Raw genomic sequence first — 25,780 nt, 5'->3', positions numbered from 1 at the left:
CGAGCCTGAGGTTATTCCCGCTCGGCGGATCGACAAGGCGTCGGCCGATCTGGCCGGGTCGATGTCGGAGCGGGTGCGGCCGGAAGTCGCCTGGTGGTTGTTGCTGCACTTATCCTCCGCGGGCGCTGCTCAGATCCACTTCTCCGCCTGGTTGCGGCCGGGTTGCACCGGATGACTCAGATGCCTCAAGACCGACTCGTAGATCCGATCGAGAACCCGGACGACGTGATCGACCGGATGGCCTGCCACCTCACTCGGGCAGAAGATCTCATTCAACGTGCCGTCACTGCACTACACGATGCGCGCACGGAGGTCGAGGAACTGCAGACGCTGCCGTGACCAGGGGGCCCGTGGACACGAGGCTCCGCTAGAAAGTGTCCGTGGCCGGTGGGATGGTGTTGTGGTATGGAGCTGATGGGCCGGGATTTCGACCGCATCCGACGGGAGCACCTGCGCGGTGTGAAGGTGACGGAGTTCGCTCATCTGTGGTGGCAGGCCGAGCAGCGCGGCGATGCGTTGCGTGCTGAAGACCGGGTCGATTGGTACTTGGTCGGGGTGCTCGCGGCGTGCCGGTGGATCGCTAACGCGTGGGTTCCGTACGACGGCCCGATCGAGCGTCGCAACGGTGAGATGGCCAAGACGCCGTTGACCCTGAAAAGTGCGTGGGTCATCGAGGAGCTCATCGAGGAAGAGACGCTGTACGCGGAGCGGCTGGTCGGGCGATGGGAGTGGCCGGGTCGCCCGGGTTACGTCGAGGGAGTCGCCGCGACGTTCGCCTGGACATGGCGACGCTCGGGTGTGCCGCCGATCCAGGTTGAGCAAGCCCACGCGAGCTGACCAAAGCGGGGTTGGCGTCGAGAAGGGGCCGCAGGAGAGCCATTGGGTGGGCTTCCTGAGACCCCTTCTGCGGCCTGAGGCAAGGTCTAGGCGTTGAGTTGGCGGGGGTGTCGTTCGCCGGCGGTGAGTCCTGAGGTGATGGTGCGGTCGGCTTCGTTGCGGGGTAGACCGATGCGGGCGGCGGCTGAGACGAGTTCGTCGCGGGTGGTTCCTTCGTCTAGGAGGTGGGCGCCGACGAGTTGGCCGAGTGCGAAGGCGGCACGGTTGAGGGTGTCGTTGCGCTGCCCTGGTCTGGCGGCCAAGACTTTGTCGAGTTCCCCGGTGAGCGCGGCGAGCGTGTACGCGTCGGCGTTCCGCCGGTAGGTCGCGCTGCTCGGTGCGGAATCCAGGGCTGGTGGCGGAGTGAGGGCGGCGGCGATCCAGCCGGGAAGGGACGGGGGGCGGCGGATCACGTCGGCGCGGTACCGCTGCCCGTTGATGACTGATCCGGCGCCGACGACGTACCCGCCGTGGCCTCGAGTGTCGATCTTCCAGCCGACTCGCCCGGCGCTGTTCCCGAGTTCCGTGCCGTCGGGTTGCCGGTAGTACAGGTGACGTCCGCCCGAGGGTGTGGCGACGGTCCAGGTTCGGGGCATGGCCTGGTCGGCGTCGTCGGCGAGCTGCTCGAGCACGTCGCGACCGCACGTGGCAGCGCGGGAGTTCCAGGGTTCGGGCACGGCTTCGCCGTCCTTGGGCTGGTCCAGGTCGATCACCAGGAGCCCGGACGGGCCGGTGGCGACGCCGATGTTGTACGGCGCCTCCCGCCACCAGCGGGTGACCTGATCGGTCTTTGTCGTTGCCTGGTGCGGCCAGTCCTCGATCGCGGGGGACTTCGATCCGGGTCGGAGGGGGAACACGGCCAGGCCGCGGGCGGCGTGCCAGTGCGCCGACCGGGCGAGCCGGTCGGGTCCTGCTCCTCGAGCCCCGGCCTGCCCCGTCCTCGCTGTGCGGTTCCTTGTGGTGTTCACGGTTCGATCTCCTGACGGTTTGGGTGCACCCGTTCGTCGCGTACGCGTCGCATGGTCGGCTGGTCGGTGCGGGGCCGGACTTCGAGGTAGACGCGGATACCGAACGATCCCCGGTTCGGGTAGGCGCGGTCTCCGCCGGCGACCTCGAAGGCTTCGCTCAGGTGCGCGACCATGGCGTCGATCTCGGCGGGTTCTCCGGACAGCCGGACCTTGATCGTCATCACGTGGTTCTCCTGTTCTCGCAGGTGGTCAGTGCTCGGTGGCCGGGGTGCCGTAGTGGGTCAGGGTGGGGATGCGCAGGTGCGGCCAGTGCCCGGCGGCCAAGAGCGTGTCGGCGTGGCGAAGGCCTGCTTCCCAGTCCCGCGCGGTGTCGCTGCCGGGCAGTGGCGTGGTTTCGCGGGCGTGCCGGTAGAGGCGGCTGGCCAGATCCTCGCCCCACCCGTCGGTCAGCTCGTCGGTGCGGTCGCCGTAGCTGCTGACGTCGTTGTCGTTGAACCGGACCGTGACGGTCAGCTGCTCGGGGTAGCGGTGTGGATCATCGGTGCGCAGCTGCTCGAGCCGGGCCTGGACGGTCGCGGTGAACCGCTGCTGGTACTCGGCGCGGTCGGTCTTCTCCAGGTCAACGAGCAGTTGCTCGACGTCTTCGATCTGTCCCAGCTCGCCCCACGTCAGCCGGTCCCGTGACTGGCCCCAGCGGTCACCGAACAGCGTGCGCCCGATGTGGCCGGTGCTGGCCTCGTAGGTCTCGTACAGGCCGAGGTCATCCAGCTCGAAGGTGCTGTTTGCCACGATCTCGATCGGCTCGCTGCGATAGGTCAGCAGGTATTCGTCGTCTGATCCGACGGTGCTGCACAGCAGGTCGGCCACGCCGGCGGCTTCCCACGACCCAGGCCGGGCGGCGGTGACCGCGGCGCTGCTGCCGAGGTTCGCCGCGACCGTGGCGAGCAGCCGGGTGACGAACTCGGCGCCGTCACCGCCGCGCTGGTTGGCGTTGATGGCGCGGATCGCGCGGGTGACCGCGGTCACGGCCACCTGGAAGTCGTCCGGTCCCTCGGGGGTGGGGGTGTCGTTGATGGGGGTGGTCATGGAACTTCTCCTCGGGTTCGTGGGTCAGGAGGGGGCGTGGGCGGTCAGCACGAGCCCCGGCTCGCCACTAGCGACGGACGCGACGGCGACGCAGGTGGACCGCTGCGGGTCGAGCCAGGACAGCTGCTGGTCCTTGGACAGATCGCCCATCGCCAGTCGGCGGGCCTGGGCTTCGTCGGCGGCGATGACCACTTGGGCTTCGGGCTCCGGGTAGTCGATCTCGTCGGTGCGGGTCAGCAGGTAGAGCGTCAGGCCGGTGTTCTGGTCGGTCATGGTGCGGGGTCTCCTCTCCGGTTGTTGCGGAGTTGGGTCTGTTATCTGGGTGGGGGCAGCGACGAGGCCGCCCCCACCCAGCTGGTGATCAGGCGGCGTTGAGGTTGCTGAGGTCGTGGCCGAGGGATTCGGCGACGGCGGCGATCAGGTCACGGGCGGCGGGTGGGGTGACGGCGTTGCCGAGCTGGCGGACCTTCTCGCGCTTGTTGCCCAGCACCACGTATCCGGGCGTGAACGCCATCCCGGCGGCGACCTCGTGCGGCTCCAGCATCCGGAACAGGCAGTCCTCGACCGCCACCGTCTGCGGCTCCAGCACCGACTGGTGACCGGCGGTGGTGATCGTGCGCAGCGTCTCGGTCGCCGGGGTGCACATCTCCGCACCGTCGCCTCGCGATCCGTTGTTGCGCATGATCAGCGCGTACCGATCCCGGGTGGTGAACGTGCCGTGCGGCTGGCTGGTGGTCCGGGTGGTCGCGTTGCCGTAGTAGGGCATCAGCAGGGCGTGGTGGTTGCCGTTGGCCGCGAACGTGTCGAACGGCTCCGACACCTGCTTGCTCGTGTTGTTGTTGCGCAACGGCACCACCAGCGCCTCCGACTCCCGCGTGGTCCGGGTCCGCATCACCTCACTCAGCGGCGTCGCGGTCTCGTTCCACGTGCCACCGGCCGGAACCAGCAGGCCGGTCTCGTTGCGGGTGGTCATGGTCCGCATCGGCTCGCCCAGCGGGGCGGCGGTCTTGCCGTCGCGACCCTCGACCGGCACCAGCAGCTCCGGCCGCACGTAGCGCTCGAGACCGGCTCGGATCCGCTGCATGGTCTTGTCGGCCAGTGGCCGGGTCCGGTCCCCGATCCGCTCCCCCACCAGCGACCAGTCGATCGCCGCCGCCGCCGGGAGCCAGCCGGGCTCCACTACCTGGTTGCGGCAGGCAACATTCGGGCAGCGCCACACGTACTGCGCCCGGTACCGGCCCCACGTCCGCTCGGGCCTCTTCCACGCCTGCATCGCCCGCACCATCGCGTCACACCCCGCGCAATACGCCATCGGGCGGGTCCACCGGTTCAGGTCCGGGCAGCCGGTCTTCCGCTGGTGCGCGACCACGTAGAGCCGGTCACGCGACTGCGGCGCCGGAAGCCCACTGGCCTGAGCGTGCATCGAGTTCAGGTACACCACGTGCGTGCAGTAGCCCAAGGCGTCGAGCCCGGAGCGCCAGGCCGGCCACAACACCCACAGCGCGGCGTCGACCACGTTCTCCACCACGATCGCGGCGTAGCGGTGGTGCTCGGCGAACCGGACCACGTCCCACATCGTCGCCCGCGACCGCTCGGCCGCCTCGTCCGGCAGCGTGTCGCCGAACAGGTCTGGCAGCGCGTCCACGTTGCGCTTGCGGCCCTTGGCCTGGGAATGGTTGGTGCACTCCGGCGACGCCCACAACACATCGGTGCGCGGGTAGCGGCCCGGCTCGACCTGGGACAGATCCGCACAGTCGTGATCCGTGGTTGGGTGGTTCGAATTGTGGGTGTCCACGGCGAGCTTCCAGTGATTCGCGGCCAGCCGCACGGTCACGCCGGGCACCTGCACCGCGCCGGTGCTCGATCCACCGGCACCGCAGAACAGGTCAGTCACGGTCAACGTCATCGGTTCAGCTCCTCTCGGGGGTGGTGCGGGGAGCGCCGTGGGTGCGTGGTCCGTCACCACGACGCTCCCCGCGCCGGTGGGTTAGTTGGCGGTCCCGGCGGGATGGTCGGACTTGAGGGCGTTGTCGATGTGGTCGATCAGCTGCCAGTCGGCGTGGTCGGGGTCGATGCCGACGAACTGGCGGCCGCACGAGCAGACGCTCACGACCTGGCCGTTGCGGATCGGCTGCGGCGCCGGGGTCACATCCCGGTGCGCGGGCCAACCAATCTCGTTCGGCTCGGCATCGACGAGGTACAGGTGAGGGGTGGTGGTGTTGGTCGGGTGGTTCACGGTGGTCTCCTTGCGACTGGTCCGTTTGCCCGCTGGTGGGCTTGTGTTGGCGGCAGCCCCGTTCTTTGGGGCCTGCCGGCTACTGCCGCCTAGCGGGCCGGGTCAGAGGCTCCGGCCAAGTTGGTTTCGGTCGTTGTCAGCTGGTGGACGCGGTTTGTCCTCCAGGTGAGAACTGCCGGAACCAACTTGGGTGGAGGGGACCTGGTCCGCTAGCCGCCCACCAACCCCAGCCAGAGAAGGGATTTCCCGGCCGAAGGCCGGGGTGCTCTCCCGCCCGCCAGGGGCGGGAGAGCGTGTCGACCGGGTCAGTCGTCGTTGTGGCCGAGCTCCAGCACTGGCCCGGTGTCCTCGGTCGCGGCCTCGGATGCCTTCGCTGTCGCCTCGCGACGCTCGGCGCTGCTGTCGTCGGCGTGCCACCGGGCGAGTTCTTCGGCCCGTTCTTCGGCTTCGGCGGCGGTGAACCGTTCCTCGGCTTGGCGGCGGTGCTGAATCTCGATCAGTGCCCGCTGCGCACGGCGGACCGCCTCGGCCGACTCGTCCGCGGACGGAACCCGCGGAGCATCGGACTCCGTGACCCGCTCCTCGCCGGCCGCTACCTCGCGAATATCGACCGGAGCCTGGCCTTCTTGCGCGGTCCGGTCCTCGGCGGCCACCGAGCCCGCATCGTCGGAGCTCGTGTTGTCGTCGGCAACGATCTCCGCGTCGGTGATCTCGTCGGCAGCTACGTCGGGTCCCGCGGCCTTACTGGGTAGCTGGTCGTTGACCAGTTCGGCCTCCACGAACTCGGCACCGGTCACGGCTTCGATCGTGTCGGCGTCGCGCTGCAGCGCGACGTCGGCGAGCTCGTGCTCGTCCGTCACGGTGCGGTGCTGATCGTCGGCTCGATCGCTGGCGCGGTGTGCGGCGAGCCATTCCTCGGTGGTGGTGCCTTCGTCACTGTTGTCGATGCCGCGGTCCTTCAGTTCGTCGGTCGCGCGCAACGCTGCTTCACGAGTGCCGGCCGTGTGGGCGTACCACTCGGCGCGAGCCTGGTCGACGATCGCCAGCTCGGCCGCCCGGGCATCGAGAGCCTGCGCGAGAGCCTTGGCCTCGTTGGCTTCGCCGCGCAACCGGGCCGCGGTCTGCGCGTCGCTGCTGGCGCCGGCCTCGGTGGCACGCAGCGTCGCTGTGCGCCGCTGATCCTGGGCCTGTTGCCGGGTTCCGGCGAGTTCTTCGGCCACCGATGGCGGCGCCCACGCCTGTTCGCGCTGGTAGGCCCGGACCCGGACCCGGAGCTGGCCGTTGGACATCTCGGCCTCCACGCGGTCGGTCTCGGGGCGGCCGAGGGCGCGCCACGCCGCGCGCCATGATGCGTACGCCTCGACCTGGCCCGGCTTCGGCGCCGGTCCCAGCGGTGCGGCATCGTCGTTCACTCCGGCGAGTTCGCGGTGGGCAACGACGACGGCAGCCCGCTCGATCCATTCAGTGCGGGCCTCTCCAGCACCTGGCGGCGTACCGAAGGCCTTGACCGCCCACTGGGGCGGGTCGGCGGCCAGTTGCTCGGCCATGGTCGTAGCGCGGCGGTCGGCTTCGGCGGCGAGCTGGTGCAGGTAGCTCGACCAGGCCGGATCCTCGAGGAGGGGCACCCACGCGGCGTGGGCGTCTCCGACCGGGTCGAGCCGGGTGGTCTTGGTGATGCGGTCGTGCAGGACATATGACAGGCGGCGCGCGCCGGTCAACGTCCGCGCCGTTACCGCGTCGGTGAGCACCTGGCGCGGGTCGTGCCCGGCCAGCTCGGCTCGCCGCAGCAGCGTGGCCAGGGTGCCGGCGCCGTCCTCCACGGCGAGTTTCGTCCGCTGCGGCTCGGTCAGCAGACCTTGCTTGGTCAGCTCGTCGAGCCACTGCGCGCAGCGCCCGGCGGTCGCGACCGCGATGCCGTCGGTGAGCAGTTCGGCGGGAGTGCGGAGGTGGCCTGCTTCGGCGGCAGCTTCGGCCTGGGCCTGCAAGGCCGAGATCTGCGGCTGGTCGAGATCGAACGAGGCACCCAGCACGGCCAGCGGGGACCGCTTCGCCGCCGATTTGGTCTCGCCGATCTCGGCCGAGGCCGCGATCGCTTGGGTAACGACGTGCGTGGTGTTCGCCACCCTGCCCCGGGTCATCGCCACGTACAGCGCATACAGCGACGTGTTCTGCGTGGTCACCGAGTGCACGGTGTCCACCGTCAGCCCCTGGGAGGAGTGGACGGTGGCGGCGTAGCCGAGGGCGACGTGCTCGCGCACGTAGGCCGCAGGCAGCTCCACCGTTTCGCCGGGGACTCGGCGGCGGGTGCCGCGTTCCAGCGGCGCGACGAGCAGGCCACCGTCGGATCGGGTCTCGACGACCTCGAACTCGTCCCGGTTGAACACCGCCCGCCGGTTCTCCTTGTACTTGGCGAGCCGCCAGTCGTTCTGGCGGGCCTGGATCAGGTCGCCCGCGCCGGCGTGGGTGCCCTGCGCCGCGAGGAACACGGTGCTGGCGTCATCGACCCGGCCGTACTCGACGAGCTTGGCGCGCAGTTGCGCGCTGACCTGGGCGGCCTGGTCGTTGGTGTCCACGATCAGCAGCGAGTGCAGACCGTTCAGGTGATCGGCCAGCCACGCGTCGGCCGCGGTGCGCTGGGCGCGCTCGATGGTTCCGCCGTCGAGGATGCGGCCCTGCTTGTGGTACTCGGCCAGCACGGTCTGGTCACCGGCGCGCAGCCGCAGCGACGCCGGGCCTTCCCAGTCGCCGCGGAACCTGCGGGTCTCGGTCAGCTCATGGGTCAGCGCGCCGGAGGCAACCAGTGCCATCCCGCCCGCGGCGCCGACCGCGGCGAGCTGGCGGTGGTCCCCGACCAGCAGCAGCTTGGCGCCTGCCTCGTCGCACAGCCGGTTGATGACGGCCAGATCGCTCGTGGCGGCCATCGCGGACTCGTCCACGACCACCAGATCGCCCTCGCGCAGCTGCCAGGCCAGTTCCTCGCGGCTGGCCGAGCCGTTGGCGATGTGCTGCTGCGTCATCAGCCACCGGGTGATGTTGCGGGCGGTGACACCGTCGGCGGCCAGCACCTCGGTCGCGACCTGGGACGCCGCGAGCCCGATCATGCGGTGCTGCTTTCCGAACCACAACGCGGGGTCCTCCCACGCCTTGGCCAACGCGCCGATCACGCGCGATTTGCCGGTACCGGCCGGGCCGATCAGCGTCTCCACCTTCGCGCCGGAGGTGAGGATGCCCCGCACAGCCGCCTCCTGATCGGCACCGAGTTCGAGACCTGCCGTGGCGAGCCGACCGCAGAACGCCTCGGCCAAGTGCGGTTGCATGAGCGCGGCACCGCGGGCGTACCCGGCGCGAGCGAGCTGGCGCTCAGCCTTGAGGTGGTCAGCGGTGGCGTAGCGGGTGCCGCCAGGCGCCCGGTACGCCGAGGTCCCGTTGGCCAGGCGCAGCTCGGCGGGCAGGATCGTCTCGCCGGGCCGCTCGGCGGCCAGCACGACGGCCTTGCTGAGCCCTTGCTCGGTGAGCTGGTCGAGCAGCTCCACGATTTGCTCCGGCGTCCGGTCGCCCAGGTCGTCGGGCAGCGCGTTGCTGATCTCGCGGGTCAGGTCGGGCGCTTCCCACTCGGCCTGTTTGCGCTGCACCTCGGCTAGCGCCATGTCCAGCACCTTGGCCTCGTTGAACGTCTCCGATCCCGGCGAGGTGCCGGTGGTCGCGAGCACGTTCTGCGCCACTTTCCCGAGTCCCCCGCGGACCTCGGCGCGCAGCTGCTGGTCCCACCGCTCCAGCCGCTGCTCGACGGTCTCGCCGTCGTGGGACTTGGCCTTGCGGGTCGCGAGCGTGGCGGTCTGCTGCAACCGCGCCAGCTCGAGGTTGTTCGGCGTCCGGCCGAACTGGGCCTCGAACTCGCGGACCAGTACGGCGGTCTTCCTCGTGATCGCCTTGCGGCGCGAGGAGAACAGATCCATCACGGCCTGGTCGATGCCGACCACCTCACGCGACTTGCCGTCCGGACGCATCCCGAACCGGACGCCGAGTGCCTTCGACAGGTGGTGCTCCATCACCCGCTCACCCACCGCGCCGGCGGCCGGCTGGTAGCGGTGCAGCGCCTCACCGTCGACGGTGCGCCACTTGCCGTCGGTTCCCTGAACCCGGTTCAGGATCGCGTTGTGGATGTGCAGCTGCGGGTCGTGGTCGCGGGAGTCGTGCTGGAAGAACGACGCGATCGTCCAGTCATGCGCGTCGTCCCACCGCCCAGCGACACCGCCCCAGTGACCGATCCGGGTGTAACCGGCCTTGTCCTGCAGGTAGGACAAGGCTGCCTGGTTCCCGGCCCAGATCGCATCCTCGACCGCTTGGCGGTACTGCCCCCAGGAAGCGGCCTCTGTCTCGGCCCGGTGCACCGCCTGCGTGCACTGGTTCACCGCTGCGGCGTCACCGGTGCGGTGCGCCTCGGCGAGTGCACCGCGAGCCGCCTCGGCCGCACCACGAGCCTGCACCTCCTGGGCCTCGAACGCGGTGTGCAGCACCGTCACCGACTTCTGCACAGAGAACGTCGCATCATGGAACGCGACGTTCTTGCGCACAGACTTGCCCGCAAGTGCACGCAGTTCGGCGCGGCGCTCCGCGTCCGCACCAGGCTCCTTGGCCAGTGCATCGGCGTACACCTGCTCCTCGCTCTTGTACGCCCGCCCGGTGTGGCCGAGCGTCTCGGCCTCGTCCCACCGCGCCGGATCCCGGAACGCGTCGTCGCGCGGGTCGATGAACCGCTCATACAGCGCGGTCATGTCCTGCGCGTCGACCTCCCCTGCCAGGCCGAGCGCCTCGGCGCCCTTGCCGAACCAGCGCCCTGGCTGCTCGCCGGCCGCGACCGCGCCCGTGTAGTAGTTCTCCCGGCCTGACGCGACCGCGCCGGTCAAATAGTCGGCGCGGTGGCCGCTGTGCACGCTCAGCACGAGGCACCTCCGGCGCCTCGGGCCGGGCTGTGCCCGGCGCTGTCGGGCGGGGCGAAGCCCGGGCACTGCCGACGACGCGAAGCGGAGTGACGGCTCCACTTGATCGTGATGCATAGGTGTGATCTGAGTTCTTTGGTCTTGCTGCTGCCTGCTGGCGGCTGCTGGATCGTCGGCTGCGGCATGGTCGCTGCGGATCCCTTGCTGTCCTGGTGAACTACTGCTAATCGGATCGTCATCGGGTTGTTCATCGGCTGCTGCTCGTTTCGAAGTCGTCGAGGTCGTTGCTGTCGGCATCGGTGTCGCTGGGAGTGTCCGTGGGGGCTTTCCCGGTCTCGGCGACAAGCTGAAGCTGTCCACGGACCTGCGGGACCGTCGAAGAGTTATCGCCGCTGCTCGCGGCAGTGGGCTCGGTCCATCCGGCCAGTTCGGCCAGTTCGGCCAGGCGCTTGGCACGCTGGGTGCCGACGCCGGTGGCGCGGCGGATCGCGCGTTGGCTCATCGGTCGGCCGCCGTGCTCGGTTGCCGCCACCTGGCGCACCAGGGCCAGGAGCTCGCCGTCGGTGCGATCGTCGCTGGCCTGGGCCTGGGTCGGTTCGGTGCGGCTGGCGGTGCGGTTCGGTGTGTGCACCGGTGCGGGTGCACTGCTGTTGGCGTCGGCGTGCACTGGTGCGGGTGGTGCGGTGCGGGTCGAGGACTGCACCGGTGCACGGGTCGAGGCGGTGCGAAGTGCACCGATTAGGTACGCGATGATCCAGTCCGGTGCGCCGATCGCGGCGTTTGCCGCCGCTCGGGGTACCTCGGCATCGTCGACGGTGGATTCGCCGGGCGGCGTGGTCAGGCCGAGTGCGGCGGTGTCGACCAGCGCAAGCAGTTCGCCTGGCGTCAGGCGCCCGCCGGCGGGAAGCAGCGCGGCCAGTTCGCTGGCCGACAGCAGCCCGTCGCGGATCGTCTGCAGGCACGCCGTGCGGGCGGCGCGGGCGGCGTCCAGCGGCCAGAGCTTGCGGCTGGGGCACAGTGTCGCCAGCCGCGACGCCATCCGCACGACCTGCTGGACCAGCGCCCGCGCCGCGGCCGGGTCGTCGGCGCCGGTCCGCGACAGCTGCAGCCACACCCGGGTCGTGATCACCGGTGAGGTGATCCAGGTCAGCGCCGACAACCTGGGCTTCGCGGGCTGGGCGAGCTTCATGTGCAGGCGCAGCAGGTGCGCGAGCATCTCGACCAGCACCGCGTACGCCAGCGGTGCGAGCGCGTGCGCGACGGCATCGGCAACACCGGTAGCGGTGTCGATGTTCAGCCACACGGTGCCGCCGATGAACACATACGTCGTGACCAGCGCGCCCGGGATCCGCCACCCACGGGTCAACGCGGCAAGGCGTAGTGCGGTGCAGGCGATGATCATGCCGTCGGCAACCAACGGCACCAGGGGGCTGTCGAACTTCACCGACACGGCGGCGAACGAGCGGGCTCCCCCGATCCCGGCGACACCGAGCGCGGCGACAATCGCGACCGTGATCAGCACCCGCCGGGTCGTCAACCGCCCGGCCTCGATCGCGGAGGTCACGGCGCGGGTCGCTCGCCGGGTCGCCCACACCAGCAGGGCGATCGTCGCGGTGAGGATCAGTAGACCGGCGGCGCCGGCGGTGATCGTCGGCCACGTGACCGCACCCGAGTCGAACAGGTCGTGCAGGTCGATGGATTGAGTGGTCATCGCTGGCCTCCAGCGGTCGCGTTCGGCAGGAAGGTCAGGCCGCCGCGGCGCCCGGCCTTGATCTGCTCGGGTGTCGGGGCCGGGCCGTTGGCGTCACGGGCCGTGGCCCACCAGGTCACGAACGGGTCCGCGTCGGCCGCGAGCGGCACGGCCACCGCGGTCTGTTCGGCACCGTCGCGGTGGGCGAGCACATCGCAGGCCGGGGCGTACTCGCCGATGCGGCGGGTGACGCCCGGGCGTTGCCGGTCGTGCCAGTCACCGACGAGCTTGTTCGACGCGTCCTCGCCTTCGTAGGCGGCGGCCCAGGCGTCCATCAGCCATAGCAGTTCCTCCACGATGTCGGGGTGCCACAGCCAGCACGGCGGCAGCGTCTCCCGCGCGGCCGCGTACCGCAGATACGTGGCCTCCATCCACGGCAGCAGCTCACTGAGCACCGCCTGCACGGCGGTCTCGTCGTGCTCGGGCAGCCGCAGCCACGACCGCACCGGCTCCACATCGGGGTGCCCGGCGGCCTTGCCGCGGCTGCCGGCCTTGGCGGCCAGCCGGGTCAGCAGGTCCTCGAACGAGACAACCGTGTTGCCCAGCGCGGCCACCGTGTCGTTCAACCGGGATACGGCGGTCTTGCTGGCGGTCTGCTGCAGACCGGTCTTCATCGCCGCTACGTCGCGGGTCAGGGTCTCGACCGAGCGGGCCAGCCCGGCGACCGCCGCGAGTGCGGCAGTGCCGGGGTCCTTCTCGTCGTTGTACTGCATCAGTTGTCGTCTCCCTGGTACAGGCCGTCGAGCCAGTCGCAGAACTCGTCCGGGTCGATCGCGACGAGCCCTGTTGGTCGGCCGTGTTCGTCGTAGGCGGGCACTGCCCGCAGCCCGGCCCGTTCGACGTCGGCGCAGCCGTAGTAGGCGCGCAGCTCGTCGGCCGGCGAGCCATTCGCTGGCGCCGTCATCGGTTCACGTCCTGCGACGCGCGGTTCTGGCCGGCCTTCTCAGCGGCAGCGCGCCGAGCCAGCGCGGCGCGAGCCTTGCGCATCGCACCAGCGAGGCGGAACCGAGCGAGGAGTTCACGGGCCGGGTCGGTTGCCTCCAGCCACGACACGCCACCGGCGATCCGGTCCACGAGCCGCCAGACGATGCGCTGCCGCACGGTGGTGGCCCGGTCGATCCCTGCCAGGAGCTGGTCACGCAGCCACGCCGAGTCGGTGAGCAGCCGGGTACCGGCCCGGTTCTCGAGTGCCGCCAGGCGGCGGCTGGTCCATTGCACACTGCGCCGGTTGTGGAACCGCTCCAGGCGGAGATCCGAGCGGTTCCACGCCATCTTCACGCGGCCGATCGCGGGCGGCATGCCGCGTGTGATGATCAGCGCCTGCCCGGCGCGCAGCTGCGCGACCTGGCCCGGGGTGAGGACCGGGACGCGGCGGTCGCTGATCGACACGCCGCCGGTGGTGCGGTCGCGGGTCGCGACCTGCTCGAGGCGTTCCCCGCACAGCGTGGACCAGAACTGCAGATCGTCGTCGTCGCTGGTGCCCGCCAGCACGACCTTCGTGGTCACGTTGGTCAGCAGCGCGCCGGTCGCGGCCTCGCCGAACCGATCCCGCAGCTGGGCGCGGGACTGGGCGGAGATGTGCAGGGTGATCCCGCGGGACCCGAAGTCACCGGTCCAGCGGTCGAGCGGGATCAGGCAGATCAGTGCCGCCTCGTCCAGCACCAACGTCAACGGCGGATCCAACCGGCGCCCCGGCGTCTTCACGGCGAGCGCCTTGGCCTGGCGGGCGATGTGCGCGGTCAAAGCGGTGACCAGCGGCGCGGTCTTCTTGTCCTCCGCGCCCAGCAGGTACACGGTGCCGATCTCGGCCAGCAGCCGCCCGACGTCGAACGGCACGCCGCCCGGTGCCGCCGCAGCTGCGGCGGTCGGCACCGACAGCCAGGACAGTGCGGGCATGATCGTCGTGGAGATACTCGAGCGGGTGCGCTCGTTGTTGGTGAAGAACTGCAGCGCCTGCTGCTCGAACCCCGTCGCGTTTGCCACCCGCAGCTCCCACAGCACATCGGACTGCGCGGCGTCGTCGGGGTGCGCGATCCACCGCTGCACGTCGGCCATGGTGTAGCCGCCGAGCGCGGCGGCGTGCAGCAACGCCGTCAGCGCCTGCCGCGCGAGGTTCAGCCAGTGCTCGGCGTCGTCACTCTTCGCGCCGACCCCGTCGAGCAGGTCCGACGCACGATCCATCACCACCCCCGGGTCGGTACACCCGGTCAACGGGTCGAAGGTGATCGTCGAGCCTTCGTCGGTGAGGCCGTCAGGGTCGAACACCCACACCGGGCCCCGCCTGGCCCGTTGGGTGCGGGTGATGTCGAGGATGTCGGTCTTGGTGCTGGTGGCGATCACCGCGCCCGGCGCGTCTAGCAGGTGGTTCATCATCAGGCCGGTCTTCCCGGCGCGCGGACCCGCCACCGTCAACGTGTGGTCCTCAGCAGACGACCGGACCTTGACCCAGCCGACCGTGGCCACGGTCGCGCCGATCTGGGCGAGCGGCACGAACCGCCGCTTCCACGCCGGCACCTCGGCCAGCGACGGCCGGACGACCGTGGCCTTCTTCCGCAGCATCCGCGCCGACGACACCCGCCGCACATCCCACCCCGACGCCAGACCGTCAGTCACCCGACCGGCGCGACCCAGACGGCGCAGCAGGCCCCGCGAGCTGGACCGCGACCGCAGCGTGAACCCCGCCGTAACGATCAGCACCACGCCCGCGGCCAGCAGCAGCTGCCACCAACGCTGCGACACCTGCACGGTCGACGGCAGCGCGCGCAGCACCAACCCGGTGTACGCGAGCCACAGCGCGGCGGCGAGACCACCGCCGACCGGGCGGTTCACCGCCACCAAGGCCAGCGTGATCAGCAACAGGACACCGCCACCGACCACCCATCCGGCGGCGCCGCCCGGCGCACCGAGCCGCAGCCCGACCGCACCGGCAAGCAGCACCCACAACGGGGCCGCGATCAGCGCGCCGTGCATCAACCGCCAAAACAACAGACCTGCCGTCACCAGCCCGACCGCGCCCGTCGCCGCGACCCAACACCCCAACTCGGTCAACGCCGGCGTCCTATCGCACGCGACCGCGCCGACGCCCGCGGCCAGCAGCGCCACCATGGCGAGGGTGAACTTCGGGACCATCGCACCCTCGGTCCGCGTCGGCCGCCGCATCATCGCGCACCACCGATCAACACGCCGACCACCGCGAGCACCGCACCCAGGGTGGCTGCGGCAAACGACACCCGCAGCCACTGGTGCTTCGTCCATGCGATGTCTGCCAGCCGCTTGGCCTGATGCGTCACGGCCACCAGCTGGTCCGCGACCTTCTTCCGAGACCATTGCGGGCCGAGGTGGCTGTCGAGCAACTGCTCGACCGAGCGGCTGCGCACCGCGCCGAAAGACAAGAACTCCCCCGGCGCCAACGCGTCAGCCGGGCGGTGCAACCGGGGCACGACCACCAGCAGCGCCGACCCCAACGCCACCGCCAACGCCACCAGGGCCACACCGAACGCCATACGCGCGCCCAGCGGCGAACCGTGCGACTGCGACACCAAGGTGAGCACCACCGCCGCCATCGCGGTCTCCACCGTCGCCGCGAAACCGGCCCTCGTGTCCGCCTTGTCGACCGCCTCTGCGGCCGAGTCGTGCATCCGCCACGCCAGATCCATCTGCATGCGCTCGCTCATCGCACAGCCCCCGCTACCGGAGCGGACTCGTCGAACTCCGACTCCTGTTCGGGCTGCACGTTGTCCACGTACGACATGTGCGCCGTGTGCGCGGCCATGGTGTCGCTCGAAATCGCAAACGACGTGACCTCGACAGGACCGAACCCGGACGTCACGGCGTAATGGCCGTTGTTCAGCTTCGGCTCCACACCGAGCACGGCACCTACCTGGTCGATCTCGCGGCACGCCGCCTCAAAGTCCTCGTTCCGGCTCGACGGCCAGAACACAACCCGCACCGCCGGCACCGGCAGCTCCGGGTGATCCGCTACAAACGCGGCCAGCTCGAACAACCCTCTGATCACCGCCGCGTGCTGCGACGGCAGCTCCTCCAACATCCCAATCGCCGGCACCCACTCCGTGCCGCTCATTACTGCGTCAGTCATGCTGTAGACCTCTCGAACTCGTTGCTGAGTGAAGGGAGAACCGGCCCTGTCCTGGTTGGCGCCTGCGGCAGGGCCGGGTTTGCGAGGAGTTCTGGTCATGCCGCACCCCCGGTAGGTGCACGAGCGGCATCCCAAGAAGACGTCCAGTCGGAAATCTCGAGTGGCGCCGAGCTTTCGGCGGCTCCTTCGAGCAGCTGCTCCACCGCCTTCGCAGGAATCACGTAGCGGCCCTGCTCCGAGCCGCGCCGCATACGCACAGCGGGAAATGCCCCAGCCCGAACCAGTCGGTAGAGGTGCTCCGGCGACACGCTGCAGAGCGAGGCCGCCTCAGCGATCGTGTACGAGGGGACGCCAGCTGCGCGCTTCCGCAAGGCGTTCCGAAGGGCGATCTCGCGGCCATGCTCGCGAAGTCCGGTCACGGCTGGCCCTCCCGCCAATCGGCGACCGACACCGTGGTGCCGGAAGCAAGCGCCGCGGCACTGAGGTCGTCCAGAACTCGGCCGGGGACAAACAGCCGCTTGCCAATGCGTACGGCGGGCATCTGGCTCGCGGCAATCAAGCGATAGATGGTCATCTGCGACATACCGACCACTTGCGCGAACTCCGCGATGCTGAGGAGTTTCGCGGTCGGCTGGGCGCCACTCTGCTGGTGCATCGACTACTTCCCTTCGTGAATTGAACTAGCTTATCTAGTCTAAGCTAGTTAACTTGTGTTGCCAAGGTTCACTTGCCTTCAGTGGCTTAGCTGGCTAAGGCAGCTAGGATCTGTGTATGCAGGTGGACAACGCCGACCCGCGGCCCGCGTACGCACAGGTTGCAGACCGCCTGCGCGAACTGATCAGGAACGGCACACTGCGACCCGGCGACCGACTGCCGCCTGGCCGCGAGCTGAGCGAGCAGTTCGGCGTCGCGATAATGACCGTTCGCAAGGCGATTGACGTGCTCCGGACGGAGGGCGCCGTCTCCTCGCAGCAGGGACGCGGGGTGTTCGTAACGTCCGCAGGCGCCAAGGAGCCGGCGGACGACCTGGAGAGCCTGAAAGTCGCCGTGCAGAAACTGACGTCGCGCGTCGCAGCGCTAGAGGATGCGGCCAGCCGACGTGCTGAGTGACCCTCGTTCGGAGACCCGTTCGGATGCCTTGTACTCATGGCAACCAGTGAAGTTGAGTGAAGACGAGTCGAACATGCGAAGGTGATGCAACGGCGGTGCAACGAGCGTGCAAGCCAACCCACCCAAGCACGAGAGGGAGCGTCAGAGTGGTGGTCGTGGACGTGTGGACTGGCCGTCGAGCATCCGCTCTTCGGACTTCACTGAGGCTGACGAACGAGGCGTTCGCGAGCTATCTCGGGGCCAGCGCGCGAACGGTGGCCTACTGGGAGTCCCGTCCAGACACGCGACTTTCACCAACAATGCAGGAAGCTCTCGACACAGCGCTCTCACAAGCTAGCGAGGACGTCCAGCAACGATTCAGCGCGCTCTTAGGGAAGATCCGCCCGGACGAGAACTCAGCACCAACGATGAGGGTCACCGGCCAGGCAACGGCAGTCAACGGGCCTCCAACAGCCGACCAAGTGGTCGAGGCGAGCCAAGCGTCTTGGCGGGATGTGCGGCGATACCTCATCGACAACGGGTGGCAGGTTGCCCGCCGCGCCTCTGAGCTGTACGAGCCGCAGTACCGCATAGCAGACGTGCCAGCCCTGGCGCTGCCACCTTGGCTGCCGGCCCGGCCCTTGTCGTTCGACGCCGTGACGTTGCATTGGCATCCACAGGCGGAACCTCCGAGACTCACCGGCCGGGAAGCCGAGACCCTCCCGACGCTGCCCCTTCGTGCGCCAGGCCACGCCTTCGCCAGCTATACCAGCGCCATACGCTACGTGCAGCCGCCAAAGCTATTCGAGAACCGTCACAGCTACCGCATGATCGACGTCGCGTGGGGCGATCAGTCAGTCGAGATCTCGTTCGGCCTATCAACTTTCTTCGACAAGCTCGATGTCGCCGAGCCTCTGAGCCACGAGGCCGCCCAGGCGGATCTGTTGGGGGTTCTGGACTGGGCGAACCTCCCATATCGCACACTCCTCCGTGACCCCTTTGACCTATCCAATAGAGCAGTCAACCCGGGAATCGCGACCTTGACGATCCGGCGGGATATAACAACGGGCGAGGGTGTCTTCTTCCTCCTGCGTCGCAACCCGGCGCAGGTCACAAATGGTCGCCACTACAGCCTCTTGCCGTCGGGCGAATTTCAGCCAGCCAGCATCTCACCGTCGAGCATAGAGCAAGACCTCGACCTCTGGCGGAATGTAGTTCGAGAGTACAGCGAGGAAATGTTGGGTCAACCGGAACATGATGGGAGCGCGGGGATACCTGTCGATTACGAGATCTGGCCCTTCTATCGAGACATGACGCGCGCACGTAAGGAAGGCAAAATCCGCCCGTTCCTGCTAGGCATCATTCTTGATGCGCTCAGCCTGAATGCTGTCATCTCGACTGCTGTTGTTATCGATAGCGACGTTTTCGACAGACTCTTCAAAGACATGGTCTCCACTAATGCCGAGGGGGAAATCGTCGCCGACCTGGACGGCCGCAAATCGATCCGGGGCGTGCCCTTTGACCAGCGAACTGTTACTCGCCTCACGGAGCAGGAGCCTCTCGGCCAGACCAGTGCCGCGGGCCTCCGGCTGGCATGGAACAAACGCGACTTCCTCCTCGCGTAGCAAGGCTGTGAGGTGAAATCCGCGAAGGCGTGCGTCGTGGATCTGCTCGCCAAAGTGTCTCCGAGTTCGCAGGTCTGCGATGCCGCACGTCCCTGATCTGCCGGGGGCCGTGTCCATGGTCACGTCCATGAAACTCAGCCAAGACATGCCAGTTCAGACACCGCAGACGGCAGTCAGTGCAGCGATTCAGGCGTACGGCAGGCAGCTCGGCGCGGAACGTGCAACTTTTAATCCGCGGGTTGTGGGTTCGAGTCCCACGGGGCCTACCGTCAGCAAGTGGCCTCTGACCTGCGAAACAGGTCAGAGGAGTCCTTCCACGAAGACTCGTTGGCCTCTCGAACTCGCGTCATGACACGCTTCGTGACGCAAGACGCGGGACTGCGGCGGCATCCACGTACTGCCGAGCGGCGCCATCAGGGTGCGTGTGTACGCCGGAATCGACCCTGTCTCGAAGCACCGGCATGACCTGACGGAGATCATCCCGGCCGGGCCCGACGCCGAGAAGTTGGCCGAGGAAACTCGCGTCCGGCTGCTCAACCAGGTGTACGAGCGTCGCAACCCGCGCACCAAGGCCACCGTCAATCAACTGCCCGACAAGTACCTGTCAGAAGCAAATCTGGAGTTCAAGACTCAAAGACCCCGATTGGGGAGCCCTGATCTGGCTCACCATGATCACCGGCCAACGCCGGGGCGAGCTGTGTGCCATCTGCTGGTTGGACGTCGACCTCGACGGCGGAGTACTGCACCTCGAGAAGGTCAGCGGCCAGCGCAGCAAGAAGCGGATCAATCGATCCAGGACATGCGACTCATCTCGGAACAACAGCACGCCCCGGTCGTTGGCGGCGGGGCGTGCTGTGTCCTGTGGTCAGCTGATGGTGAGGATCTTGTTCGCGGTGAATGCTTGGGCGTGGTCGGCATCCCCGGGGAACCAGACCCGGTACGCGATCTGACCGCGGACCGCCGGTTTGATCCCGAAGGCGTACTTGCCGGACGCACTCAGCTTCACCGACGCGATCGACTTCCACACCTTGCTGCCGTACTGCTGCAGATAGACAGTCTGCCCTGAGTGTGCGGGAGCGACGTACCCGCTGAGCGCGGCCGCCTGCCCCAGCCGGATCGCCGTCGGAGACAGCGTCGCCGAGATCGTCGGCGCAACGTTCACCGTGATGTCCGCCGTCCGCGTCCCCATCATCTCGTCGGTCCCCGGAAACGTCATCATGTACACCGACGACACGACCGGCTTCGTCGTCACCGCAACGGTGCCGGTGACGGTCGTCTTCGGCGCCGCCAGCAGAGTGAACTTCGACGAGTTCTTCGGGCGTACGTAGACGTTGAGCGGGAGTCCGTAGTACGCCTTGTTGTCGATGCGCAACAGGCTCCCGCGCAGCGTGACCGTCCCGCCGTAGTTGACCAGCGTCGAGGTCGTGCTGATCCCGACTTCATCCCCACCAGCCGCTTGACGTTCGGCTCGCTGTAGTGCCCAGTACGGTCCCGGGCCCAGACGGCGTACGTATAGGTGACGCCCTGCGCGAGACCGGTGTCCTTCACGGCGGTCCCGGTGCCCGCGTAGACGAGCGTGCCGGTGGTCGGCGTCGGCACGGTGCTGCCGGCGTTCCGCCGCACGATGACCTGGTCCAGGTCGGTGGTGGGATGAATCGTCCACGACAGGTTCGCGGCCAGGTAGGCGCCGGCCGCGTCGAACGGCGCCACCTGCGGCGGCGTGGTGTCTGCCGTGCGGAAGGTGCTGGTGAACGGCGCAAGCGGCGTACCGTCCGCCTCCTGCACACCGGTGACAACAATCCTGTACGGCGTGTTGTCGAGCAACGTCGCGGGGGTATCCGGGTACGCGGGGGCCGGTGGGTAGGTCGGAGCGATCACGGCCTGCCTGGTCGTCGCGTCGTAGGCGACGGTCGCACCGACCTCCGCGCCGGTCCTTCCATTGAGCAGCCGGACCGTTGTCGAGTTGACGCTGCCGGCGACGACCGGACGGGCGAACGTCACCGTCGGCCGGTCGCTCGGTGCCACGTTCGCCGACAGATCGGCCGGCCGTGCATCCATGACCGGGTATGCCGTGCCCTCACGCGGATCTGCGAGGGTCGTGGCGTTGACGCTCAGTCTGTACGCCCGGGTGTCCCGGGATCCGTTGTCGTTGCGGACGGCGATGTAGATGCCACCGGTCGGCGCGGCGACGCTGCGGAACGCGCCCAGCGACACCGGCTGTGGGCAGCCGGTGAGCGGATCGATCTGCGTCGTCGGGTACGGATGGACCGCATGCGCCAGCGGCCGCAGGTCGTGGTCGTACACGTCGAGGTGCGAACCGAAGTTCGACGAGAAGGCGCAGTCGTACACCGCCGGCATCAACATGACGTTGAGGACGCCCGTTTTGTTGACCGAATACCAGTCGACGTCGCCCTCCACGCCGATGGTGCCGGAAACCTCCGCGGCTGCGTCGGGAATGGCCGTAGCCCTGGCGGGCTGGTCGTTGCCGTCTGCCGGGTTGACCGGGAAGTCCGTCGTCCACTTGCCGCCGAGGGCCTGGTATGCGTCCAGGATGCCCGCACCGTAGTACGGGTCGATGCCGCGCGGGCCGGCGTCGCGGGCAGTCGCCTTCAACCGGGTCATCACCTGCGCCGGTGTGAACGTCGGCCACTTGTTGCGGACCAGTGCCACGACACCCGCCACGATCGGTGCCGAGAACGACGTACCCGCCAGGCCCATGAAGTACGGGTCGAAGCCCGATGGAGTCTGCGCCCGCGGCGCCGTGCTGGTGATGTCGAAGCCCGGGGCGGCGATGTCGACCCAGTCACCCCAGCTGCTGAAACTGGTCAGCGCGCCGGCCGGGTTGGTGGCACCGACCGACAGCACCTCCGGGTACGCCGCCGGGTAGATCGGGTCCGACGAACCGGTGTTCCCGGCCGCGGCGACCAGGACCACACCCTTGGCGACGGCGTTCTGGATCGCGGTGTGCAGGACCGGGTTGTCACCTCCGCCGCCGAGCGACATGTTGATCACCCGGACGCCGTTCTTGACCGCCCAGTTGATGCCGTTGATGACGTTGGCGTCGCTGCCCTCGCCGGTGTCGTCGAGCACCTTCACCGGCCGGACCTTGGCGTTCCAGGCCACGCCGGCGATGCCGATCGAGTTGCCGGCGCCGGCCGCGATGATGCCGGTGACCGCCGTACCGTGGCCGTCCCCGTCGTTCGGCGCCAGCGCGGTGTTGAACGTGTTGTATCCGGGCAGCAAGTGACCAGCCAGATCCGGGTGACCGGCGTCGACACCGGTGTCCAGTACGGCGACAGTCTGCGTGCCGGCCGACTTGCTCAAGTCCCAGGCCTGGTTAACCCGAACGGTCGGCAGATACTTCTGGTAATTGGTGTAGTACAAGTCGTTCGGCGTAGTGGACTGCCGTCGGATGTAGTTGAGCGAGGCCTGCGCGACGGCCGGATCAGCCTTGACCTTCGTCAGCAACTCGGGCGCCGGCACGTCACCGGTCACGGTGACGACGTCGTCGGTGACCGGCATCTTCGGCGTGGCCTTGACCTTGGCGAGCGCCGACTTGCGGGCCGACGTGGTCGCCTTCGACTTGAACTGAACGATCACGGACTTGGCGTCGTACGCGGGTTTCGCCGGCCCTCTTTCGGACCGGAACTTCGCCTTGAACGGGCGCGGCTCGGACGACACATCGGCGGTACCGGACGAACCGGTCACCGCCACCAAGGTCGCCGCGACCATCGCCGCCGGAAGGCCCAGACGCAGCAATTGAACAGGGCGGAAAGACAACAGAACTCCCAAGGTGCTTCCACGATCGGGCGGATCCGGCGCACCCCGAGCGACACCGGCGAGTCAGGGACGTTTCTATCGTTCAAACCCTTTCTCGGCAACTTCGTTGAACCATTACCGGCAGCCCTCTCGACCACCACTCGGTAAATCGCTGGATGTACTGGTTGGGGGTTCTCCTGGTCGCGGTTCGGGGAGCGCACGTCGCAAGGCCGCCCGAGGGCCCTTGAACAAGCGCCGACTGGTGTGGCCGGCGTGGATCACGCCGACCGTGAGCGTCGTGTCATTCACGTCGTACAGCACCCGATGGCGGCCGACATGCGTACGTCGAGTGATCCGTACTCCGCCGTGCCCTCGGGCGGGGCCAGACCCCCGGAATCGTCTGCCGGCTGGACGTGATCGGTGATCGTGGTCCGCTCCCGCCGGGCCGTGGGATCGTGTGTGGGTATGGAGCTGATGGGCAGCGGCGATGGGCCTAGCGGGCCAGTAAGTGGTTGCCGAGCGCATCGATCGGGTCACCCTGAGCTGCCACCGGGTCGGCGTATCGACCTTGAGCGGCCGTGTCTGACAGGCCGTGCTTGGTCCACACGTACACAAGCTGCAGCCGCCCGTGCACAGCACGCGCTGACTCCAATGATTGTTTGGACTGTTGCCGTGGGCATTCGTTGAAAAGCCAATGAAACAAGGTCGATCAGCGCAGATCGACTACTGATCTCTTGGGTCCCGCGTCTTGTGCGAGCCGGGGATCGCGCGTAGATTCGCAACGAATCCGATGACCCGGCGGTCCGTCATGCCCAGTCGGCGGCCGGTCACGGAGGGGCACCGGGGGAAGACGGACTGGGGACGCCAACACACGCTCGCGTCCCGCGAGCATCGCTGCTTTGGCGTGCCGTCGGGCTGGTTCGCAGCCAGTCGCTCGACGGTTCAGGTAGAGAGATGGACTCACTGACCGGGGGTTCACCGCGCGCGCCGCCGCATCGGCCGCGTTCGCACGGCGCACAGCCAAGTTCTTTCGCAGACCATTGTCACCAGAAGGTCCTTCGATTCGGTGGATTTCCCATGAAACGATTGTTTGCCTACCTCTGTGCAACACTTCTTGCGATCGTTGCGTTCGCGACTCCCGCGCAAGCGGTGAGCCCCCACTTCGTCCGCGCCAGCGCCGATCTGAGCGGCACGAACCTCGTGGTTTCGTTCAAGGAAGCCGGGCTCGGCACCAACCAGCTGATCACCTATGTGGCAGCCGCAGATTCGACGGTGACGTATGTCTGTGTGAACCGCGGCGGAGCCAACCCCAGCGCTCAGAACAAGACCACGATCAGTGGCCCGGTGAGCGCCACCGGAACGTTCAGCTCCGGCAAGAACGGTCAGGTCACCGCATCGCTCACGCTGAACCCGCCGGGACCTGGCGGCTTCTCCTGCCCATCAGGACAAAGCCTTCAGATCGCGCAGGTCACCTACACCAACGTGACCATCACCGATACGACCAACGACGTCACCGCGACAATCGCGGGCACGTTCGACACCGGCTGCCTGCTGCCGGACGTACGCGGCGCCTGCTGAGCCACGAACCCTCACCCCCAGGAGGACCGGCACCCGGCCCCACCAGCCGGTCCTCCGCCGGCGCCTCGCCAGACGCCGAGGAGAGCGCAGGCTGCTACGCGCCCGGACAAGGACCGGGCCTTGCGACTCACGAACTGTCGACCTGCTCTTGCCAATTAAGTTGCCAATCGCAACCGCATGTCAGAGCCGACCTCGGTAAGCACTTCAGATGAGTGCATTCGAGGCCCTGACCACGTCTGCGCCGGTGCGGGGACTTCCCAGCGTCAGCAGCGGCAGACCAGCTTCTCTTCAATTGACAGGTCACGGGCCGCCGACGCCGGCCATTAGTGCTGCGCGCCCGCCGGAGGCACAGACAGACACACCGGCGAAGCCGAACCGCGGGTCAGCTCCGATCGTGGCGAGCTCGGCCGCAACCGATCTACGCCGCGGTCATCGTGATGCTCATGCTGAGGCCGTGGGTGACCACTCACGCACAAGAACGCAGTCCGGCTCGGATGCTCCGAAGTCCGAGGGCATCCGCCGCATGCCGTTGGAAGTCCCCCAAACGTGTGGTGTCATCCCCAGACCTGCACGGACAGGTCCCCCGGCCGGCACTTTGTTCGCTCTCCTCTCAGAGCACGACGACCGGGCTGTACGAATACCAGGCGGTGGCCGTCGACGGCAGATAGGCCTGGTACTTGCGGGCTCGGTTGGTGGTGATCGTGTACGTCGCGAGCCCTGATGAGTTCGGCGTGACGTACGTGAGCGTCCGCCACGGCTGGCCCGGGTCCTGGTACATGAGCAGCATCCGCCCGTGCGAGCGGACGTACGTCTGCAGCCTGGGGCTGTAGTACGTCGCCGCCGCGGTGAGCGTGACCTTGGTCCCCCGCCGTACCGCCGACAACCCCGTCACCGACTTGACCTTGGTCAGCGAGTAGCCGGGCAGCAGCTTGACCGGCATCACCTGACCCTTCCAATCCACCGCCGGGCCGCTCGGCTTCCAGGTTTCGGTCGCCCCGAGAGCCGTGAAAGCCACATTGACGGAACAGTTGAGGTCACAGCCGAGCGTGTAGGGCCCGCCTGGCAGTCCGTTCGACGTTCCCGTCCAGGTCGCGTACCTCATCTGGGTTGGCCCCGGACAGTTTCCACCCAGCCGAAACGCGACATGCGTGGCCGGCCCGCTCAGCACCAGCTTGTGCGGCACCGCGAACGAACAACTCCAAGTCGTCGCAGCCTCTGCCGGCTGCAGCCCCGCGACCAACCCGGCCGCGACCAGCCCGGCCGCCGCTAGCAAACCCCGCACCCGCATGACCCCTCCCCAGGCAGACGTCGTGAGCGGTGCCTATGCCCAGCGCACCGGGCTGTACCAGTACCAAGTGGTGCCTGCCGCCGACACCGCAGATGCAGAGGCCACGAACCTTGCCGACCCCGTCGATCCGATAGCCCAGCTATGGTCCGCCTGCTAGCCCGCCAGAAAGGGAATGTGGTCAGGGGTAAGAAGTTAAATGGCACTTGACATAAGGTGGGTATCGGCCCTTGTGCTGCACCCCACGTTGGTGGAGAGCCGATCGCAGGTATGTGTACGTCGCTGCGCGTTTCGCAACCTTGTGGCCACCATGGCCAGCGCCCATCACCCCGCGCCCGCGCGACCGTCGCCCTGGGATCAAACGTGGCGCGAACTCGCGTCAAAGAGAGTCAACTGACGGGGCCAGAATTCCTTCGACCCCCAGACCTCTGGCGCCTAGAGAGGCTGGTTGCGACGCCATCATTGCCCCTTTTGATCCGCAGGCTCAGGGGT

The 25,780-nt window shown here is 68.3% G+C and carries 22 protein-coding genes; 5 read left to right on the top strand and 17 right to left on the bottom strand.

Features of this window, described 5'->3' with window-relative positions; genetic code table 11:
• Positions 1–171: 171 nt before the first annotated feature.
• Positions 172–339, top strand: coding sequence for a hypothetical protein (locus ACZ6O0_RS11175; RefSeq protein ID WP_465764696.1), 168 nt, complete (start codon positions 172–174; stop codon positions 337–339).
• Between the two features lie 66 nt (positions 340–405).
• Entirely contained in the window at positions 406–837 is a 432-nt protein-coding gene (locus ACZ6O0_RS11170; protein ID WP_465764695.1) for a hypothetical protein, read from the top strand.
• A gap of 86 nt (positions 838–923) precedes the next feature.
• Here the strand turns inward: ACZ6O0_RS11170 and ACZ6O0_RS11165 are convergent, their stop codons facing one another.
• The 15 genes from ACZ6O0_RS11165 to ACZ6O0_RS11095 all read right to left on the bottom strand — a co-directional run bounded on the left by ACZ6O0_RS11165 (position 924) and on the right by ACZ6O0_RS11095 (position 16,607).
• Entirely contained in the window at positions 924–1,844 is a 921-nt protein-coding gene (locus ACZ6O0_RS11165; RefSeq protein ID WP_465764694.1) for a bifunctional DNA primase/polymerase, read from the bottom strand.
• Positions 1,841–2,068, bottom strand: coding sequence for a hypothetical protein (locus ACZ6O0_RS11160; RefSeq protein ID WP_465764693.1), 228 nt, complete (start codon positions 2,066–2,068; stop codon positions 1,841–1,843). The genes ACZ6O0_RS11165 and ACZ6O0_RS11160 overlap by 4 nt, the downstream gene beginning before the upstream one ends.
• A gap of 25 nt (positions 2,069–2,093) precedes the next feature.
• Positions 2,094–2,930: a hypothetical protein gene (locus ACZ6O0_RS11155; RefSeq protein ID WP_465764692.1), complete on the bottom strand. Its 837-nt coding sequence runs from the start codon at positions 2,928–2,930 to the stop codon at positions 2,094–2,096.
• Between the two features lie 24 nt (positions 2,931–2,954).
• Positions 2,955–3,203, bottom strand: a complete 249-nt coding sequence (locus ACZ6O0_RS11150; RefSeq protein WP_465764691.1) for a hypothetical protein — start codon at positions 3,201–3,203, stop codon at positions 2,955–2,957.
• An 88-nt stretch (positions 3,204–3,291) separates the two neighbouring features.
• Entirely contained in the window at positions 3,292–4,836 is a 1,545-nt protein-coding gene (locus ACZ6O0_RS11145) for a DNA cytosine methyltransferase (protein ID WP_465764690.1), read from the bottom strand.
• 81 nt (positions 4,837–4,917) lie between these two features.
• Positions 4,918–5,166, bottom strand: a complete 249-nt coding sequence (locus ACZ6O0_RS11140) for a hypothetical protein (RefSeq protein WP_465764689.1) — start codon at positions 5,164–5,166, stop codon at positions 4,918–4,920.
• Between the two features lie 305 nt (positions 5,167–5,471).
• A complete protein-coding gene (mobF, locus tag ACZ6O0_RS11135; RefSeq protein WP_465764688.1) occupies positions 5,472–10,109 on the bottom strand; it encodes a MobF family relaxase in 4,638 nt (1,545 codons plus the stop codon).
• 244 nt (positions 10,110–10,353) lie between these two features.
• A complete protein-coding gene (locus tag ACZ6O0_RS11130) occupies positions 10,354–11,817 on the bottom strand; it encodes a DUF2637 domain-containing protein (RefSeq protein ID WP_465764687.1) in 1,464 nt (487 codons plus the stop codon).
• Complete coding sequence (locus ACZ6O0_RS11125; RefSeq protein ID WP_465764686.1) at positions 11,814–12,569, bottom strand: hypothetical protein; 756 nt, start codon at positions 12,567–12,569, stop codon at positions 11,814–11,816. The genes ACZ6O0_RS11130 and ACZ6O0_RS11125 overlap by 4 nt, the downstream gene beginning before the upstream one ends.
• Entirely contained in the window at positions 12,569–12,760 is a 192-nt protein-coding gene (locus ACZ6O0_RS11120; RefSeq protein ID WP_465764685.1) for a hypothetical protein, read from the bottom strand. Before ACZ6O0_RS11120 ends, ACZ6O0_RS11125 begins: the two co-directional genes overlap by 1 nt.
• Positions 12,757–15,018, bottom strand: coding sequence for a type IV secretory system conjugative DNA transfer family protein (locus ACZ6O0_RS11115; protein WP_465764684.1), 2,262 nt, complete (start codon positions 15,016–15,018; stop codon positions 12,757–12,759). The genes ACZ6O0_RS11120 and ACZ6O0_RS11115 overlap by 4 nt, the downstream gene beginning before the upstream one ends.
• Entirely contained in the window at positions 15,015–15,530 is a 516-nt protein-coding gene (locus ACZ6O0_RS11110) for a Pycsar system effector family protein (RefSeq protein ID WP_465764683.1), read from the bottom strand. Before ACZ6O0_RS11110 ends, ACZ6O0_RS11115 begins: the two co-directional genes overlap by 4 nt.
• Positions 15,527–15,937 (bottom strand): hypothetical protein, encoded by a 411-nt coding sequence (locus tag ACZ6O0_RS11105; RefSeq protein WP_465764682.1) that lies wholly within the window; start codon positions 15,935–15,937, stop codon positions 15,527–15,529. Before ACZ6O0_RS11105 ends, ACZ6O0_RS11110 begins: the two co-directional genes overlap by 4 nt.
• Before the next feature lie 110 nt (positions 15,938–16,047).
• Positions 16,048–16,371, bottom strand: coding sequence for a helix-turn-helix domain-containing protein (locus tag ACZ6O0_RS11100; RefSeq protein WP_465764681.1), 324 nt, complete (start codon positions 16,369–16,371; stop codon positions 16,048–16,050).
• Positions 16,368–16,607 carry a helix-turn-helix domain-containing protein gene (locus ACZ6O0_RS11095; RefSeq protein WP_465764680.1) on the bottom strand — a complete coding sequence of 80 codons (240 nt, stop codon included), beginning with the start codon at positions 16,605–16,607 and terminating at the stop codon, positions 16,368–16,370. Before ACZ6O0_RS11095 ends, ACZ6O0_RS11100 begins: the two co-directional genes overlap by 4 nt.
• 116 nt (positions 16,608–16,723) lie before the next feature.
• Here ACZ6O0_RS11095 and ACZ6O0_RS11090 point away from each other — a divergent pair, with 116 nt between their 5' ends.
• Both ACZ6O0_RS11090 and ACZ6O0_RS11085 read left to right on the top strand, forming a co-directional pair.
• Positions 16,724–17,062, top strand: a complete 339-nt coding sequence (locus ACZ6O0_RS11090) for a GntR family transcriptional regulator (RefSeq protein WP_465764679.1) — start codon at positions 16,724–16,726, stop codon at positions 17,060–17,062.
• Between the two features lie 146 nt (positions 17,063–17,208).
• Entirely contained in the window at positions 17,209–18,666 is a 1,458-nt protein-coding gene (locus tag ACZ6O0_RS11085; RefSeq protein WP_465764678.1) for a helix-turn-helix domain-containing protein, read from the top strand.
• 1,248 nt (positions 18,667–19,914) lie between these two features.
• On the opposite strand, the gene ACZ6O0_RS11080 is transcribed toward ACZ6O0_RS11085, so the two are convergent.
• Complete coding sequence (locus tag ACZ6O0_RS11080; protein ID WP_465764677.1) at positions 19,915–22,425, bottom strand: S8 family serine peptidase; 2,511 nt, start codon at positions 22,423–22,425, stop codon at positions 19,915–19,917.
• A gap of 954 nt (positions 22,426–23,379) precedes the next feature.
• On the opposite strand from ACZ6O0_RS11080, the gene ACZ6O0_RS11075 reads away from it, so the two are divergent.
• Positions 23,380–24,003, top strand: coding sequence for a hypothetical protein (locus ACZ6O0_RS11075; RefSeq protein ID WP_465764676.1), 624 nt, complete (start codon positions 23,380–23,382; stop codon positions 24,001–24,003).
• Positions 24,004–24,613: 610 nt separating this feature from the next.
• Here ACZ6O0_RS11075 and ACZ6O0_RS11070 read toward each other — a convergent pair.
• On the bottom strand, positions 24,614–24,943 hold the full coding sequence (locus ACZ6O0_RS11070) for a hypothetical protein (protein WP_465764675.1): 330 nt from the start codon (positions 24,941–24,943) through the stop codon (positions 24,614–24,616).
• Positions 24,944–25,780 lie beyond the last annotated feature (837 nt).

The organism is Kribbella sp. NPDC048837 (assembly GCF_055586945.1).
This window is presented reverse-complemented; position numbering and strand designations above follow the sequence as displayed.

What these genes read in the sequence shown, in the direction of transcription:
- ACZ6O0_RS11175 (WP_465764696.1), top strand. Translation starts at nt 172, where the DNA reads ATGACTCAGATGCCTCAAGACCGACTCGTAGATCCGATCGAGAACCCG.
- ACZ6O0_RS11170 (WP_465764695.1), top strand. Translation starts at nt 406, where the DNA reads ATGGAGCTGATGGGCCGGGATTTCGACCGCATCCGACGGGAGCACCTG.
- ACZ6O0_RS11155 (WP_465764692.1), bottom strand. Translation starts at nt 2,930, where the DNA reads ATGACCACCCCCATCAACGACACCCCCACCCCCGAGGGACCGGACGAC.
- ACZ6O0_RS11150 (WP_465764691.1), bottom strand. Translation starts at nt 3,203, where the DNA reads ATGACCGACCAGAACACCGGCCTGACGCTCTACCTGCTGACCCGCACC.
- ACZ6O0_RS11145 (WP_465764690.1), bottom strand. Translation starts at nt 4,836, where the DNA reads ATGACGTTGACCGTGACTGACCTGTTCTGCGGTGCCGGTGGATCGAGC.
- ACZ6O0_RS11130 (WP_465764687.1), bottom strand. Translation starts at nt 11,817, where the DNA reads ATGACCACTCAATCCATCGACCTGCACGACCTGTTCGACTCGGGTGCG.
- ACZ6O0_RS11125 (WP_465764686.1), bottom strand. Translation starts at nt 12,569, where the DNA reads ATGCAGTACAACGACGAGAAGGACCCCGGCACTGCCGCACTCGCGGCG.
- ACZ6O0_RS11120 (WP_465764685.1), bottom strand. Translation starts at nt 12,760, where the DNA reads ATGACGGCGCCAGCGAATGGCTCGCCGGCCGACGAGCTGCGCGCCTAC.
- ACZ6O0_RS11115 (WP_465764684.1), bottom strand. Translation starts at nt 15,018, where the DNA reads ATGATGCGGCGGCCGACGCGGACCGAGGGTGCGATGGTCCCGAAGTTC.
- ACZ6O0_RS11110 (WP_465764683.1), bottom strand. Translation starts at nt 15,530, where the DNA reads ATGAGCGAGCGCATGCAGATGGATCTGGCGTGGCGGATGCACGACTCG.
- ACZ6O0_RS11105 (WP_465764682.1), bottom strand. Translation starts at nt 15,937, where the DNA reads ATGAGCGGCACGGAGTGGGTGCCGGCGATTGGGATGTTGGAGGAGCTG.
- ACZ6O0_RS11095 (WP_465764680.1), bottom strand. Translation starts at nt 16,607, where the DNA reads ATGCACCAGCAGAGTGGCGCCCAGCCGACCGCGAAACTCCTCAGCATC.
- ACZ6O0_RS11090 (WP_465764679.1), top strand. Translation starts at nt 16,724, where the DNA reads ATGCAGGTGGACAACGCCGACCCGCGGCCCGCGTACGCACAGGTTGCA.
- ACZ6O0_RS11075 (WP_465764676.1), top strand. Translation starts at nt 23,380, where the DNA reads ATGGACTCACTGACCGGGGGTTCACCGCGCGCGCCGCCGCATCGGCCG.
- ACZ6O0_RS11070 (WP_465764675.1), bottom strand. Translation starts at nt 24,943, where the DNA reads ATGCCGGTCAAGCTGCTGCCCGGCTACTCGCTGACCAAGGTCAAGTCG.